A 15825-nucleotide genomic window follows, 5' to 3' on the forward strand; every position below is an offset into this window, starting at 1 on the left:
GCTATCGCGAGCAAGCTCGGCTCCTACAGATCCGGGATCCTACGGTTCGACCTGGGTCCATTGTTTGTTCAGGCGTTTATCGGAGATCGGCACCTTGGTCCCCAATTGTTGGGCGAACAGCGAAACCCGGTACTCCTCCAGCCACCAGCGGTACAGCTCCAACTGCGGATCGCGCTTGCCTTCCTGGGCATGTTTGCCGGCGCGGGTCTGGTATTGGGTCCAGAGGCCGGACAATTCGCCGCTCCACACCCGATCCCTTTGCACCTGAGCACCGATTTTCTCGAACCGTTGCTCGACCGCTTTCAGATAACGCGGCAACTCCTTGAGCCACACCATCGGTGTTTCACGCACGAAACCGGGATACACCAAGTGACTGAGCTGCTGCTTGATGTCGTTCAGGGCCACGGCTTGCGCCAGGTCGATCTTGCCCTTGAAGCGTTTTTGCAGGCCATGCCACAGTTTGAGGATGTCCAGGGTCAGCTTCGCCAGACGCTCGGCATGTTCGGTCCAGCCGCCACGTTTGCGCTCGGCCAACGCCGCCAACCCGGCACCATCACGCGGCAATGGGTCTTCGCCATCGAGAATGCAGCTGTCGAGACTGGCCAACAGAATGTCTTCCACCAGACTGTCGACGCGCCCCATGTCGCGGTACATCAGGCCCAGCTCGGTCAGCCCCGGCAGTTTGCCGCGCAGGAATTTCGCCGGCTCCGCCAGTTGCTGCATCAGCAAACGCTGCAATGCGCGGCGATGCTGGAACTCGGCTTCGGCCGGTGTCGAGAAACGCCCTTCCTTGACCGTACCGCCCTCTTCCACCAGCGCCGGATAGACCGTCATCGACAGCCCGGCGATCTTCTGCTGGGTTTTCTCGGCGACCGCGGCAAAGACTTTCGCCTCCACCGGTTGCTGGCTTTTCGCGGTTTGCGGCACCGCCAAGGCGGCCTGACTGGCTTCGGCAAAACGCGCGGTCAGCTCCGCCAGATCTCGCCCTTCGCCCAGGAACTTGCCCTGGCCGTCGACGATTTCCAGGTTCATCCGCAAATGGCTGTCGACCTGCTGCGACGCTTCGGCCCACGCCTCATCGCTGACCCGCGCACCGGTCATGCGCAGCAATTCGCGGCCCAGCGCCAGCGGCAATGAACCCTCGGCGAAGGTCATGCGTTGCAACGCGGCTTTGACGAAGTCGGGCACCGGCACGAAATTCTTGCGCAAGGCCTTGGGCAGGTTGCGCACCAGCGCGATGCATTTGGCTTCGATCACACCCGGCACCAGCCACTCAAGACGCTCCGGTGGCAGCATCGGCAGCAACGGTGCCGGCACGCGCAGGGTCACGCCATCACGGGGATGGTTAGGCTCGAAGTGGTAACTCAGCGCCAGTTCCAGATCGCCGATGTGCAAGGTGTCCGGGTAATGCAGGGCGGTGACTTCGCTGGCCTCGCGGGCCAGCACGTCTTCTTCGCGCATGATCAACAGCTGTGGGTCTTTCTGACTGTTGACCCGATACCAGCTGTCGAACGTCGCGGTCTGGTGAATCTCCGCTGGCAATCGCGCATCGTAAAAGGCGAACAGGGTTTCCTCGTCCGCGAGAATGTCGCGGCGACGGGCCTTGGCTTCCAGTTCGTCGAGTTGCTCCAGCAGTTGCGCATTGGCTGTCAGGCACTTGGCCTTGGACTGAATCTCGCCGCGCACCAAGCCTTCACGAATGAACATCTCACGGGACACCACCGGATCAATCGGCCCGTAATGCACCGGCCGCCGGCCGACCACGATCAGCCCGAACAACGTGATCTGCTCGAAGGCCACGACCTGACCGCGCTTCTTCTCCCAATGCGGTTCGAAGTGGTTTTTCTTGATCAGGTGCCCGGCCAGCGGCTCGATCCAGTCGGCGTCGATCTTGGCGACCATGCGCGCATAGAGCTTGGTGGTTTCCACCAGCTCGGCAGTCATCAGCCATTGCGGACGTTTTTTACCCAAACCGGATGACGGGTGAATCCAGAAACGTCGCTGACGGGCACCGAGGTAATCGCCTTCATCGGTTTTCTGGCCGATCTGACTGAGCAGTCCGGAGAGCACCGCTTTGTGCAGTTTCGGGTAATCCGCCGGTTCTTTGTTGAGGCTCAACTGCATGTCGCGGCAGATCAGGCTCAACTGGCGGTGCGAGTCGCGCCATTCGCGCAGGCGCAGGTAATTGAGGAAATTCTTGCGGCACCAATTGCGCAATGGACTGGCCGTCAGCGCCTGACGCTGTTCTTCAAAGCCGCGCCACAGATTGACCAGCCCGGCGAAGTCCGAGTCCACGTCTTTCCATTGTGCGTGGGCCTGATCCGCCGCTTGCTGACGCTCCGGCGGACGCTCGCGCGGGTCTTGAATCGACATGGCGCTGGCGACGATCAGCACTTCCTGCAAGCTGCCGAGTTTCGCCGCTTCCAGCAGCATGCGCCCCATGCGCGGGTCCACCGGCAAACGCGCCAGATTGCGCCCCAGCGGGGTCAGTTGGCTGTTGCGGTCCACCGCCGAGAGTTCTTGCAGGAGGTTGAAACCGTCGCTGATCGCCTTGCCGTCCGGCGGTTCGATAAACGGGAAGTCGGTGATCTCGCCAAGGCGCAGATGCAACATCTGCAGGATCACGGCGGCGAGGTTGGTGCGCAGGATCTCCGGGTCGGTAAATTCCGGACGCCCCATGAAATCGTCTTCGCCGTAGAGGCGGATGCAGATGCCGGGCTCGACCCGACCACAGCGACCTTTACGCTGGTTGGCGCTGGCCTGGGAAATCGCCTCGATGGGCAGGCGCTGGACCTTGGCGCGGTAGCTGTAGCGGCTGATGCGTGCAGTGCCGCTGTCGATCACGTAACGAATGCCCGGCACGGTGAGCGAGGTTTCCGCGACGTTGGTTGCCAGTACGACGCGACGGCCTGGGTGCGACTGGAAAATCCGCTGCTGCTCGGCTGGCGACAGACGCGCATACAACGGCAGGATTTCGGTGTGCTTGAGCTGGGCCTTGCGCAGCATGTCGGCGGCGTCACGAATTTCGCGCTCACCGGGCAGAAACACCAGCACATCGCCTGGGCTCTTGCGCTCGCTGCGTTCGAACGCGGCGATTTCGTCGAGGGTGGCGAGGATCGCCTGATCGACGGTCAAGTCATCCTCGACGCGATTGCCCTCTTCGTCTTGCTCCAGGGTCAGCGGGCGATACCAGGTGTCCACCGGGAAGGTGCGGCCAGAGACCTCGACAATCGGCGCATCGTCGAAGTGCCTGGAGAAGCGCTCCAGGTCGATGGTGGCCGAGGTGATGATGACTTTCAGGTCCGGACGACGGGGCAGCAGGGTTTTCAGGTAACCGAGCAGGAAATCGATGTTGAGGCTACGTTCGTGGGCTTCGTCGACGATGATTGTGTCGTAGCGTTCGAGATAGCGGTCGTTCTGGGTTTCCGCCAGCAGGATGCCGTCGGTCATCAGTTTGATCAGGGTGTTGGAATCGCTCTGGTCCTCGAACCGCACCTGATAGCCGACCAGCGCGCCCAATGGCGTCGCCAGTTCTTCAGCCACCCGACTGGCCACGCTACGCGCTGCAATTCGACGCGGCTGGGTGTGGCCGATCAGGCCATGCTGGCCGCGCCCGATTTCCAGGCAGATTTTCGGCAACTGGGTGGTTTTACCCGAACCGGTTTCGCCAGCGATGATCAGCACCTGATGCTTGAGCAGCGCTTCTTTGATTTCGTCGCGCTTGGCGGCGATCGGCAGGCTGTCGTCGTAACGAATCACCGGCAGGCTGGCGCGCCGCGCCAACACCTGATCACAGGACGCCTGCATGCGTGCCACCCATTGGGCCAGCTTGGCCTCGTCGGGCTTCTTGCGCAGCTCAAGCAACTGCCGCCGCAGCCGGTGGCGGTCGGCGAGCATGGCGTGATCGAGGTTTTTCAGCAGTTTGTCGATGGAGGGCGATTCGTCGGTCATCGGGTACGCAATTCAGTCGTCTAGTGGCGCAGGGGGGCGATTGTCGCAGATTTGCGCGGCCCTGTGATCGTTCCCACGCGGAGCGCGGGAACGATCAGTGAGAGGGGTTATTCGTTTTCGAGGCCTTTGCGCCGATACGGGAACACGTCGATGATCTTCCCCGCCCGAATCGCTTCCTGCAGGCTTTTCCAGTAATCGGCGTTGTACAACTCGCCATGCAACTGATCAAACAAGCGCCGCTGCCCCGAGTCAGCAAACAAAAACGGCGGAAACTCCTCGGGAAACACATCCAGCGGCCCGATCGAGTACCAAGGCTCCGACGCCATCTCGTCTTCCGGCGTACGCGGCTGCGGGATGTGCCGGAAGTTGGCTTCGGTCAAAAAGCAAATCTCGTCATAGTCATAAAACACCACGCGACCGTGGCGGGTGACGCCGAAGTTTTTCAACAGCATGTCGCCGGGAAAGATATTCGCCGCCGCCAGTTGCTTGATCGCCAGGCCGTAATCTTCCAGCGCCTCATGCACCTGCGCCTCGTTGGCGTTTTCCAGGTACAGGTTCAACGGCGTCATCCGCCGTTCGGTCCAGCAGTGGCGAATCAATACCGTGTCACCTTCCACCGACACCGTGGACGCGGCCACTTCGAGCAATTCTTCCAGGCACGCCGGGTCGAATTTGCTCAATGGAAAACGGAAATCGGCGAACTCCTGGGTATCGGCCATGCGCCCGACGCGGTCGACGCTTTTGACCAGCCGGTATTTCTCGATCACCGTGGCGCGGTCGACGTTCTTCGACGGTGAGAAGCGGTCCTTGATGATTTTGAACACGGTGTTGAAACCCGGCAGGGTAAACACGCTCATGACCATGCCGCGCACGCCGGGGGCCATGATGAACTGGTCGTCGGTGTTGGCCAGGTGATTGATCAGCGCCCGATAGAATTCGGACTTGCCGTGTTTGTAGAAACCGATCGAGGTGTACAGCTCGGCGATGTGCTTGCCCGGCAGGATGCGCTTGAGGAAACCGATGAACTCCGCCGGCACCGGCACGTCGACCATGAAATACGAGCGGGTGAACGAGAAAATGATCGACACGTCCGCTTCATCGGTAATCAGCGCATCGATCTGAATCCCGCGACCCTCGCGGTGCAGCAGCGGAATCACCAGCGGCCACTGTTCGTCCCGGGTGTAGATACGCCCGACCAGGTACGCTCCCTTATTGCGGTAGAGCACCGAGGAAAACAGTTCGACGCTCAACTCCGGGTCCTTGCACACCCAGTCCGGCAGGTTCTCGCGCAGTTGCGCTTCGAGGCGGTGCAAGTCCCCGGCCAGATCAGCGTAATCCTCACTGAAACGGTAGTCGGCAAAAATGCTCGCGAGCATGCCGGACAACTGGCCCTGAGGCTTGTACGTGCGGGTTTGTGCGGCACGAGCCCGGCGCAGGCTCGGGCGGGTGGTGTGGATGAACATACAGCCGTCGCTGATCAGGTCATGACTGAACAGACCGCAGAAAATCGAGTTGTACCAGGTCTCGGACAATTCATCGTCGAACCGCAGGTCGATCAGCGTGATGTACGCGCTCTTGACCAGTGGCCAGCAACTGACGTCCAGTGTGTCGCTGTCGAACGCGACGCGCAGCCGCTCCACGGTTTCACTGACTTTTTCTTCATAGAGATTGATCCGCGCGGCCGACGCGATTTGCGTCTCCTGCCACTGGGCCTGTTCGAAGCGGGCTCGCGCGCCGTCGGTGATCTGACGGAAATGCTCGCGGTAATCGTCAAAGCCATCGAGGATCATTCGGGCGATATCGGCGGCCGGCCATTGCTGCGGCATAGTGAGACCTCTGCGGGAATTCGTGAGCCCTGAGCTTAGCCAGTGAACCGGGTGCAGGAGAAGCGTAATTTTTCGCTCCAGTTATTTGCCCGTTTTTCGGTTGCCATCGATCAGGCACTCGGCAACACTCTCGTCCCCAGCAAGGAAGGAGAGCACCGTGAACCCCGTCGATATCGTCCGTTTACTGTCACTGGCGGCCATTTGGGGTGCGAGTTTTCTGTTCATGCGCATCATCGCCCCCGTGATTGGCACCATCCCCACGGCGTTTTTCCGCGTGTCGATTGCCGCGACCGGCCTGCTGATTATTCTCGGGCTGATGCGCATCAGCTGGGATTTCAAAGGCAAACTCAAGACCGTGATGCTGCTCGGGGTGATCAACTCCGGGATTCCGGCGACCCTGTATTCCGTGGCCGCCCAGGTGCTGCCGGCCGGGTACTCGGCGATCTTCAACGCCACCACGCCGCTGATGGGCGTGCTGATTGGCGGGTTGTTCTTCCATGAACGACTCACCGCCGCCAAGCTCGGTGGGGTTTTCCTGGGATTGTTTGGTGTTGGCGTACTGACCCGCGCGGGCCCTGTGGCGTTCGACCTGCAATTGTTGATGGGCGCCCTCGCCTGCCTGATGGCGACGACGTGTTATGGCTTCGCCGGTTTCCTCGCCCGCCGCTGGCTGGATCAGGCCGGTGGTCTCGACAGCCGTTTGTCTGCGCTGGGCAGCATGCTCGGCGCGACGCTGTTTCTGTTGCCGCTGTTCGGCTACAGCGTGATCAGCCAACCGCCAGCAAGCTGGGGTGGCTGGAATGTCTGGTTGTCGTTGCTGGGGTTGGGGCTGGTGTGTACCGCGCTGGCGTACATCATTTACTTCCGTTTGCTCAGCTCGATCGGGCCGGTGCGGTCGATGACCACGACCTTCCTGATCCCGCCGTTCGGGGTGTTGTGGGGGGCGTTGTTGCTGGACGAGCCGTTGTCCATGGCGCATATCTATGGCGGGGTGTTGATTGCGGCGGCGTTGTGGCTGGTGTTGAAGCCGGCGGTGGTGAACGTGGCTGAGGTGACTGCCAGGTAATTTTGCGGTGTTGCTGATGACGCCTTCGCGAGCAGGCTCGCTCCCACAGGGTTTTGTGAATAACGCAAATCCAATGTCGGAGCGAACTTACTCGCGAAGGCGGTAGTCCAGAGCCTACAAGGCCGAATGACTCACCTCCCCATCCACCAACCGCCGAATCCCCAGCGGATTAGCATTCTGCAACGCCTCGGGCAGCAACGCATCCGGGTAATTCTGAAAGCACACCGGCCGCAGGAACCGATCGATCGCCAACGTCCCCACCGACGTCCCCCGCGAATCGGACGTCGCCGGGTACGGCCCGCCATGCACCATCGCCTCGCACACCTCGACCCCGGTCGGATAGCCGTTGAGCAGAATCCGCCCGACCTTTTCCTGAAGCATTTCCGCCAGCCAGCGGTACTCCAGCAACTCCTCGCTCTCGCCAATCAACGTCGCCGTCAATTGCCCGCGCAACCCCTGCAACGCTTCTGCCAACTGCGCGCGGCTCTCGACTTCGACGACGATGGTGGTCGGCCCGAACACTTCTTCCTGAAGCAGCTCATCACCCTTGAGCAACAAACTGACGTCAGCCTTGAACACTTGCGGTTGCGCCTGATTGCCCCGTTGCGGCCGACCCGCCAGGTGCGTCAGCCCCGGATGTTCGTGCAACTCGCTAAGGCCCCGGCTGTAGCTGACCAGCGCACCGGCGTTGAGCATGGTTTGCGCCGGTTGCTGGTTCATGCTGGCGCAGAAGGTTTCCAGAAAGCTGCTGAACTGCGCCGAACGCAGACCAATAACCAGACCGGGATTGGTGCAGAACTGACCGCAACCCAAAGTCACGGAGCCGGCCAGTTGCGCAGCGATCTGCTCGCCGCGTACCGCCAGTGCTTCGGGCAACAGGAACACCGGGTTGATGCTCGACATCTCGGCAAATACCGGGATCGGTTGCGGGCGGGTCGCGGCCATGTGGCTCAGGGCATTGCCGCCCTTGAGCGAACCGGTGAAGCCCACCGCCTGAATCGCCGGATGCTTGACCAGCCACTCGCCGACGCCCCCACCGTAGATCATGTTGAACACGCCGGCCGGCATTTCGGTGCGCTCGGCGGCACGGATGATCGCGTCCGCCACCCATTCGGCCGTCGCCATGTGACCGCTGTGCGCCTTGAACACCACCGGGCAACCGGCGGCCAAGGCCGACGCGGTATCGCCGCCGGCCGTGGAGAACGCCAAGGGAAAGTTACTCGCGCCAAACACCGCGACCGGCCCTAAACCGATGCGGTACTGACGCAGGTCCGGACGCGGCAATGGTTGGCGATCCAGCAGTGCCCGATCAATCCGCGCACCATAAAAATCCCCGCGACGCAGGACCTTGGCAAACAAACGCATCTGCCCGCTGGTGCGCCCCCGCTCCCCCTGAATACGCCCGGCCGGCAGCGCGGTTTCGCGGCACACGGTGGCGACGAAGTCATCGCCGAGTGCATCGATTTCATCGGCGATAGCGTCGAGGAAGCGTGCGCGCTTTTCCGCGCTCAGGTTGCGCAAGACCGGGTAAGCAGCGGCCGCAGCGTTGGCGGCGGCATCCACTTCGGCTTCGCTGGCCTGAAAAAACGTGCCCGGCAGCGGTTCGCCAGTCGTCGCGTCGAGGCTTTGCAGTTGCAACGTGCCGTCGGCGCTGCGGCGACCGCCGATGTAGTTGTGTCCCAGTGGCAATGTCATGAGGGGGTTCCTTTAAAGGCTTAAAGCGCACGCACCTGGCCGATGGCCAACGGCTGGGCGCTTTCGCCGATGCCGTTCACCAGTGGCGCACCAAACTCATCGAGGCTGATCTGGAAGCGATCGCCCGGCTGGGTTTTCACCCCGTCGGCAAACGACAGCGTGGCTGTACCGAAGTAGTGCACATGGACATCGCCGGGGCGCAAGAACTGCGCGTATTTGAAGTGGTGGTATTCGAGGTTGGCGAGGCTGTGGCACATGTTGTCTTCGCCACTGAGAAATTCCTTTTCCCAGATCGTTTCGCCGTTGCGCTTGATGCGGCTGGTGCCGGCCAGATGCCTGGGCAACTCACCGACACGCAGCTCGGGACCGTAGGAGCAAAAACGCAGTTTCGAATGTGCCAGGTACAAGTAATTGCGCCGTTCCATCACATGGTCGGAGAACTCGTTGCCCAAGGCATAACCGAGGCGATACGGCACGCCGTCGTCGCCAATCACATACAGGCCCGTCAGCTCCGGTTCCTCGCCAGCGTCTTCGGCAAACGGTGGCACTGGAAAATCCGCCCCGGGACGCACGACGATGCTGCCATTGCCCTTGTAAAACCATTCCGGCTGCGCGCCGACCTGCCCGGCTGCGGGTTTTCCGCCCTCCAGGCCCCACTTGAAGATGCGCATGGTGTCGGTCATGCCGGCTTCGACGGCGCCGTCCTGCTGGTGCATTTTGTCCCGCGCCGAGGCGCTGCCCAAGTGCGTCAGGCCGGTGCCGCTGATCAGGCAATGGGCCGGGTCTTCGTGGTCCAGCGGCGGCAGGATTTTGCCTTGCTGTAACAGTGGCGCGTAATCGGGCCCCGGTTCGGTGCCGCGCCGGGCGACCTCTTCTTGCAGGCTGCGCTGGGCGCGGATCGCCGCGAGGGCCAACTCACGGGTGCTGCCGGTGCCTTTGAGCACCTGGACCTGTGCCCCCTCGACGAGGCCAACCTGGCGCTCGCCGGCAGTGTTTTCAAATTGAATCAGGCGCATGACGGCCTCCAGAAAGTCGGGGATGGCGCCGTACGTTTACGGCGCCTCAAGGTCACTCGATGATGTTGAAGTCGCTCAGGTACTCATCGGAGATTTCCAGGCCCAGGCCCGGCTTGTTGTCGTCGAGCTGGATATAGCCGTTGACCGGTTGCGGCTCGCCCTTGAACACGTAGTAGAAGAGTTCGTTGCCGACCTCGACGTCGAACACCGGGAAGAATTCGGCCATTGGCGAGGCGGTGGTGGACATGGTCAGGTGGTAGTTGTGCATCTGCCCGGCGTGGGGAATCACCGGCACCGACCAGGCTTCGGCCATGGCATTGATCTTGCGCGCGGCGGTGATGCCGCCCACGCGGTTGGTGTCGTACTGGATCACGTCGACGGCGCGGCGCTCCAGCAAGTCCTTGAAGCCGTAGGAGGTGAACTCATGCTCGCCGCCGGAGATCGGCATGATCCCCATTTTTTTCAGCTCGATGTAGCCTTCGATGTCGTCGGCGATCACCGGTTCTTCGAGCCAGCGCGGTTCGAACTCGGCGAGTTTGGGCAACATGCGCCGCGCGTATTCCAGGGTCCAGCCCATGTAGCATTCGAGCATGATGTCGATGTCTGGACCGGCCAGGTTACGCAGGGCACGGACTTGCTCGATGTTCTTGCGCATGCCCGCCGGGCCGTCTTTCGGGCCGTAGCCGAAGCGCATTTTCAGCGCGGTGAAACCCTGGTTCAGATAACCCTGGGCCTCTTCGAGGAACAGGTCGAGGTTGTCGTTGGCATAGAGCTTGGAGGCGTAGGTCCAGATCTTTTCCTTGGTGCGGCCGCCGAGCAGTTTGAACACCGGTTTGTTCACGGCTTTGCCCATGATGTCCCAGATGGCGATGTCGATCGCCGAGATCGCCGCCATGCCGATGCCTTTACGGCCCCAGGCGTGGCTCTGGCGGTACATTTTCTGCCAGATGTATTCGTTGTCGAACGGGTCTTCGCCAACCGCAATAGGTGCCAGGTAAGTGTCGATGATTTCCTTGGCCACGCGAGGCGCCAGGGCGCAGTTACCGATGCCGACGAGGCCGGTATCGGTCTCGACTTCCACCACCAGCCAACCGTGAAAACGGAACGAGCCCATGGCGTCGCCACGCTCGAACAGGATGTCGCTGGCGTTGGTGCAGAAGTGCGCTTGAGGCGGAACGACTTTGCCTTTCCACTCAAAAACGCGGGTACGGATGGCTTTGATTTTCATGAATACAGTTCCTTGCGCTACCGGCTTCTTGTCATTGTTTGGTCGCTGCTCAGAACCGCATGGGAGGCGGGTTCCAGGCATTCGATGGAGCGACTTTAGCCAGCGCTCGGGGGTGCGGATAATCACTTATGCGTATCCGGCGATAACCTGGGGTGATCGCAAAAACGGGATATCCGTCAGATCGGGTTATCAGCCCCAATACAAAACAAATGTAGGAGTGAGCCTGCTCGCGATAGCGGCGAGCCAGTCACCCATTCCGTGACTGTCAAACCGCTATCGCGAGCAGGCTCACTCCTACAAGGGGGATTGGGGTGTGTCAGTAGTTGTTGGTGCCCATCCGGCAGGCGATTTCGAACGCCTGGCGGATCGCCCCGACATTCGCTTTGCCCTGCCCCGCAATATCGAATGCGGTGCCATGGGCCGGAGTGGTAATCGGAATCGGCAAGCCGCCCTGCACCGTCACCCCGCGGGAGAAGCCCATCAACTTGATCGCGATCTGTCCCTGGTCGTGATACATCGTCACCACCGCGTCAAAGGCACTTGCATCGCCCTGCACCTTGAGGAAAATAGTGTCCCCCGGGTACGGCCCTTCCGCCGCAATCCCCAACGCCTGGGCGGAGCGCACGGCGGGGCCGATGATGTCCAGTTCTTCGCGACCGAACGAGCCATTGTCGCCGTTGTGCGGGTTCAGCCCACACACGCCGATACGCGGTTTGGCCAGGCCGTTGCGCTTGAGCGCGGTGTCGATCAACTGAATGGCTTCCACCACCCGCGCCTGCGTGAGCATGCCCGGCACTTCAGCCAGCGCCACGTGGGAGGTCACCCGCGACGTCCACAAGTTATCGAGCACGTTGAACTCACAGAACGGCCCGTGGAAATCCAGCAACTCGGCGAACCAGTGCAACTCATCGTTATGCGCCATGCCAGCCATGTGCAGCGAGGTCTTGTTCAGCGGTCCGAACAGCACGGAGTCGGTGATGCCGGCCTCGGTCAGGCGCAGGGCTTGTTCCAGGGTGTCGAGGCTGTAGCGACCGCCGATGATGCTGGCTTCATTGCGCGCAAATTCGCCAATCGTATCGCCGCGAAAGTCATAGAACAGCGGCGTGTCATCAACGAATGACAGTTGCTCCAGCGACTCGACGCGACGGTACGGAAACTCCGTCCCGGCAATGCGCATGCCGCGACGCATTTCTGCCTCGTCGGCGATCAAAATCACCTGGGCCTGACGGCGCACCTCGGGCTCGGCGAGCAGGCGTGCGATCAGTTCCGGGCCGATGCCGGCCGGGTCGCCCAGGACCATCGCGATGGTGGTTTTGTTCATGCTTCACTCCTCAAGGATTCAGGCCGCGCCCGGTCAATGGCGCAAGGCTCGCAGCGATAGACTTGCTGCGCGTTGCTGTAGAAAAGCCGTTGCTGATCGGCGCTCGGAAAATCGGCAACGATGGATTTGAAACCGCTGTAAATGTCGTCGAACGAGCCGCACAGGCTGTCCACGGGGAAGTTGCTGGCGAACATCGCCCGGTCGCTGCCGAACATGGCAATGACTTCGCGCACGATCCAGGCGTTGTCCTTGGCACGCCAACGCTGGCCGCCCTGCCCCAGGCCAGAAATCTTCACCCGCACGTTCGGCCACTGCGCCAGCCGCGCCATCGCCAGGCGCCAACCGGCCAGGCCTTCGGCACTGCGGTCATTGGGCAATCCGGCGTGGTTGAGAATCAGTGTGATGCCGGGGAAATCCCGGGCCAGGCGTTCGGCTTCGTGCAGGTTCCACCAAGGCGTCTGCAGGTCGAAATGCAGGCCCAGGCCTTCGAGCGCGGCGTAACTGCGGCGCCAGTGTTCATCGCTCATCAGGCTGCGCACGTGCCCTACCTGTTCCGGAGCTACAGGACCGCCAGGCTTGTGGCGCACGCTGCGCACGCACTTGAAACCGGCTTGTTCGGTCAGCACCGCGATGGCGTCCGGATGGTCGAGCCAGGCTTGCGCGACGATGGCGTTCGGCACGCCGTAGCGCGCGACCAGCCCCTCGATGAAACGGGTTTCGCCAATCGGGTCTTGCGGGTTCCATTCAGTCTCGACGTACACCGTTTGCACGACGTTATGGGCACCGGCATCGACGAAGTAGTCATCGGGAAAATAGCGACGTTTGATCGCGCTGTAATCACCGTAGCGAAACGCAATGTTGGCCTCGGGCGCGAGCCACGGATGGTCATTGATCGCCGGGTCCCAGAAATGGTGATGGGCGTCTACGATCGGGCCGTCCCACAACTTAGTCATGAGGCACCTCATCCAGGCTGATAAACAATGTGGCCAATACAAAGACCGCCGAGCACGCCGCAAAGAACCCCAGCACCGGCGCGAAACCACCGGCCATTTGCACAATCACGCCCACCAGAATCGGCACCGCGATACCGCCCGTGCTGCCGGCCATGTTCATCACGCCGCCGATCAAACCGACCCGGGCCGGCGCCGCCAGCAACGCCGGGAAGCTCCAGTAGAGGCTGCCCCACATCAGGAAAAACGCAGTCATGGCCAACAGCGCCACCGCCGCAAACGGATCGCTCAGGGTCGGCAGCAACAGGAACGCGCCTAACGCCACGACACCGGAAAACGCCAGCAGGCTCTTGACTGCCACACCGCGGCTCACACCTTTGCGAATCAAGCCGTCGCAGAGAAAACCACCGGTCAATGAACCCAGCGCACCGCAGATAAAAATCACGAACGTCGCTGCGCCAATGCCTTTGATGTCGAAGCCGCGAGCCTGCGACAGATAACTCGGCCCCCAGGTCAGCAAGCCGAAATAGACCATCGCCCAACTCGCACGACCGATCAGCAAACCCGTCAATGAACGGGCCGCGATGCCCAGGCCTTTGACCGGCGCACGGGCGGCTTCGGCAGCCGGCGTGGCGCGTCCGGCGTTGATCTTCTCCAGTTCCTGGGCATTCACTTGTGGATGTGTGGCCGGGTCATCGCGCAGATAACACCGCGCCAGCCATGCCAGCACCAGCGTTGCGAGGCCGGCGATCACGAACGCCAGACGCCACGAATCCAGCGAAGCAATCAGGTACGCAATGATCAACCCGCCCAGTGCCACGCCCAACGGGCTGCCACTGTCCATCAGCACCGCGCCGCGACTGCGCTCGCTTGGCGCCAGCCACAGGGAAATCAGCTTGCCGCCGGACGGAAACAAGGGCGCCTCGGCGGCCCCCAGTGCAACGCGGGCGAACAGCAGTGACACACCGCCCGTGGCAAAGGCGGCGATGACCTGAAAAGTCCCCCACAACCCCGTGGACCAACTGATCACCCGGTGCGGGCCGAAACGGTCAATCAGCCAGCCGCCGGGAATCTGCAACAGCGCATACGCCCAGAAGAAGCTGCTGAGGATCAGCCCTTGCAGGCTCGGCGACAGGGAGAATTCATGGGCGATGGTTGGCATCGCAATCGACAACGACACGCGATCGATCAGGTTGACCATGGTCAACGCAAAGATGATCGCGAAAATCCGCCAGCGTACGCTGCTGGCTTTGCTCGCACCGGTGAGCGGGACGGCCGCTGCCGTTGATTGAGCACCTGCCGATTGAACACCAGAGTTGTGCAGATGCAGGGAAGCACTGGGACGAGCCATGGTGCGTACCTCGATTTATTATTTTTGTGGTGACGACATTGCCGCGCCGTGGCGGCGTTGGTGAGCACTATCGAAGGCTCAGTGATAACCGTCTAATCAAAACTTGAAATCAGGCGATAGCCTCGAGTTATGGCATGCCCGGCTTTCATGCAGCTTTCAATGGATAGCCGCCCTTTCGGCTTTCTTCGAAAACGGCTCTGGCGCAGAGCCTTGAGCGTTACCTACCACTTTCACTGCCAGGACCTATAACCCCAGGCTATCGGTGTATGTATTGTTTTGACTAGACGCGGAGCCGGCGGCTTCACACACTCAGGCCAGGCTTGCAGCAATCGAGCATCGACAAGCCACTCATAACAACTACAAAAACGAGGCCCTTCCATCATGCGAAATGCATTCGTCCGTCGCACCTCCCGTTTGTTTCTCGGCTGCACACTGATCGCCGCTGGCGCCCTTCCCGCTCTCGCCAGCGCTGCCTGGCAGCCGGACAAGAACGTCGAAATCGTCGTCGCCGGTGGTCCCGGTGGCGGCACTGACCAACTCGGTCGCCTGATCCAGTCGATCATCACCACCCACAAGTTTCTCGATGTGAATACCATCGTCCTGAACAAGGGCGGTGGCAATGGCGCCGAAGCCTTTCTCGACCTGAAGATGAACAAGGGCGACGCGGAAAAACTGGTGATCGGCACCAACAACATCTATCTGTTGCCGCTGGTGTCCAAGCTCGGTTACCAATGGCAGGAACTGACGCCCGTCGCCGCCGTGGCCGAGGATGACTTCATTCTCTGGAGCTACAAAGACGCGCCGTGGAAAGACGCCAAGGGCTTCTACGCCGCGGTCAAGGCGGACCCGTCGAACCTGCGCATGGGCGGCAGCCAGTCCAAGGATGTCGACCAGACCCTGACCCTGCTGCTGAACCAGACCAACGACGCCAAACTCGTCTATATCCCGTTCAAGAGCGGCAGTGAAGCCGCGACTCAACTGGCCGGCAAACACATCGCCGCCAACGTCAACAACCCCAGCGAAAGCATCAGCCAATGGCGCGGCGACCAGGTCGAGCCACTGTGCGTGTTCAGTAAAGAGCGCATGAACTACACCGAGAAAGTCGCCGGGGATAAGTCCTGGGCCGACGTGCCGACCTGCCACGAACAAGGCCTGGGCATCGACCAGTACCGCTTCCCGCGCACCGTGTTCATGCCTGGCGACGTCACGGCCGAACAGCGCGCGTTCTATGTCGAGCTGATGCGCAAAGTCACCGAGACGTCGGAGTTCAAGGCGTACGTGAAACAGAACGCACTGGTGCCGACCTTCCTCGAAGGCGAGCCGTTGACCGCCTACATTGAGAAAGACACCGCCCGCGTGACCCCGGTGTTCAAAGAAGCCGGCTGGCTGAAAAACTGAGTCGCCAACGGCCGTCCGCATGC

At 61.4% G+C, this 15825-nt stretch carries 10 protein-coding genes; 2 read left to right on the forward strand and 8 right to left on the reverse strand.

The window, feature by feature from the left end; genetic code table 11:
• Positions 1 to 39: 39 nt before the first annotated feature.
• Both hrpA and aceK read right to left on the reverse strand, forming a co-directional pair.
• Positions 40 to 3951, reverse strand: coding sequence for an ATP-dependent RNA helicase HrpA (hrpA, locus tag J2X66_RS27460; RefSeq protein ID WP_310271013.1), 3912 nt, complete (start codon positions 3949 to 3951; stop codon positions 40 to 42).
• A 107-nt stretch (positions 3952 to 4058) separates the two neighbouring features.
• Positions 4059 to 5777 (reverse strand): bifunctional isocitrate dehydrogenase kinase/phosphatase, encoded by a 1719-nt coding sequence (aceK, locus tag J2X66_RS27465; protein ID WP_310271016.1) that lies wholly within the window; start codon positions 5775 to 5777, stop codon positions 4059 to 4061.
• Positions 5778 to 5934: 157 nt separating this feature from the next.
• Here aceK and J2X66_RS27470 point away from each other — a divergent pair, with 157 nt between their 5' ends.
• Positions 5935 to 6843, forward strand: a complete 909-nt coding sequence (locus J2X66_RS27470; RefSeq protein WP_310271019.1) for a DMT family transporter — start codon at positions 5935 to 5937, stop codon at positions 6841 to 6843.
• A 114-nt stretch (positions 6844 to 6957) separates the two neighbouring features.
• On the opposite strand, the gene J2X66_RS27475 is transcribed toward J2X66_RS27470, so the two are convergent.
• The 6 genes from J2X66_RS27475 to J2X66_RS27500 all read right to left on the reverse strand — a co-directional run bounded on the left by J2X66_RS27475 (position 6958) and on the right by J2X66_RS27500 (position 14404).
• Positions 6958 to 8538 (reverse strand): aldehyde dehydrogenase (NADP(+)), encoded by a 1581-nt coding sequence (locus J2X66_RS27475; protein WP_310271022.1) that lies wholly within the window; start codon positions 8536 to 8538, stop codon positions 6958 to 6960.
• Positions 8539 to 8558: 20 nt separating this feature from the next.
• The gene (araD1, locus tag J2X66_RS27480) at positions 8559 to 9554 is read right to left on the reverse strand and encodes an AraD1 family protein (protein ID WP_310271027.1); all 996 of its coding nucleotides are present in this window, start codon (positions 9552 to 9554) and stop codon (positions 8559 to 8561) included.
• 52 nt (positions 9555 to 9606) lie between these two features.
• Positions 9607 to 10782, reverse strand: coding sequence for an L-rhamnonate dehydratase (locus J2X66_RS27485; RefSeq protein ID WP_310271031.1), 1176 nt, complete (start codon positions 10780 to 10782; stop codon positions 9607 to 9609).
• 316 nt (positions 10783 to 11098) lie between these two features.
• The gene (locus tag J2X66_RS27490; protein WP_310271034.1) at positions 11099 to 12103 is read right to left on the reverse strand and encodes a 4-hydroxythreonine-4-phosphate dehydrogenase PdxA; all 1005 of its coding nucleotides are present in this window, start codon (positions 12101 to 12103) and stop codon (positions 11099 to 11101) included.
• Positions 12100 to 13056: an amidohydrolase family protein gene (locus J2X66_RS27495; RefSeq protein ID WP_310271037.1), complete on the reverse strand. Its 957-nt coding sequence runs from the start codon at positions 13054 to 13056 to the stop codon at positions 12100 to 12102. The genes J2X66_RS27490 and J2X66_RS27495 overlap by 4 nt, the downstream gene beginning before the upstream one ends.
• Entirely contained in the window at positions 13049 to 14404 is a 1356-nt protein-coding gene (locus tag J2X66_RS27500) for an MFS transporter (RefSeq protein WP_310271040.1), read from the reverse strand. Before J2X66_RS27500 ends, J2X66_RS27495 begins: the two co-directional genes overlap by 8 nt.
• Positions 14405 to 14785: 381 nt before the next feature.
• Between J2X66_RS27500 and J2X66_RS27505 the strand changes: the two genes are divergently transcribed.
• Positions 14786 to 15802, forward strand: a complete 1017-nt coding sequence (locus J2X66_RS27505; protein WP_310271043.1) for a tripartite tricarboxylate transporter substrate binding protein — start codon at positions 14786 to 14788, stop codon at positions 15800 to 15802.
• The last annotated feature ends 23 nt before the right edge of the window (positions 15803 to 15825 follow it).

Source organism: Pseudomonas sp. 3296 (assembly GCF_031456615.1).
Classification (GTDB): domain Bacteria; phylum Pseudomonadota; class Gammaproteobacteria; order Pseudomonadales; family Pseudomonadaceae; genus Aquipseudomonas; species Aquipseudomonas mucoides.

Coding starts and splice junctions, on each gene's coding strand:
- hrpA (WP_310271013.1), bottom strand. CDS start 3,951: ATGACCGACGAATCGCCCTCCATCGACAAACTGCTGAAAAACCTCGAT.
- aceK (WP_310271016.1), bottom strand. CDS start 5,777: ATGCCGCAGCAATGGCCGGCCGCCGATATCGCCCGAATGATCCTCGAT.
- J2X66_RS27475 (WP_310271022.1), bottom strand. CDS start 8,538: ATGACATTGCCACTGGGACACAACTACATCGGCGGTCGCCGCAGCGCC.
- araD1 (WP_310271027.1), bottom strand. CDS start 9,554: ATGCGCCTGATTCAATTTGAAAACACTGCCGGCGAGCGCCAGGTTGGC.
- J2X66_RS27485 (WP_310271031.1), bottom strand. CDS start 10,782: ATGAAAATCAAAGCCATCCGTACCCGCGTTTTTGAGTGGAAAGGCAAA.
- J2X66_RS27490 (WP_310271034.1), bottom strand. CDS start 12,103: ATGAACAAAACCACCATCGCGATGGTCCTGGGCGACCCGGCCGGCATC.
- J2X66_RS27495 (WP_310271037.1), bottom strand. CDS start 13,056: ATGACTAAGTTGTGGGACGGCCCGATCGTAGACGCCCATCACCATTTC.
- J2X66_RS27500 (WP_310271040.1), bottom strand. CDS start 14,404: ATGGCTCGTCCCAGTGCTTCCCTGCATCTGCACAACTCTGGTGTTCAA.
- J2X66_RS27505 (WP_310271043.1), top strand. CDS start 14,786: ATGCGAAATGCATTCGTCCGTCGCACCTCCCGTTTGTTTCTCGGCTGC.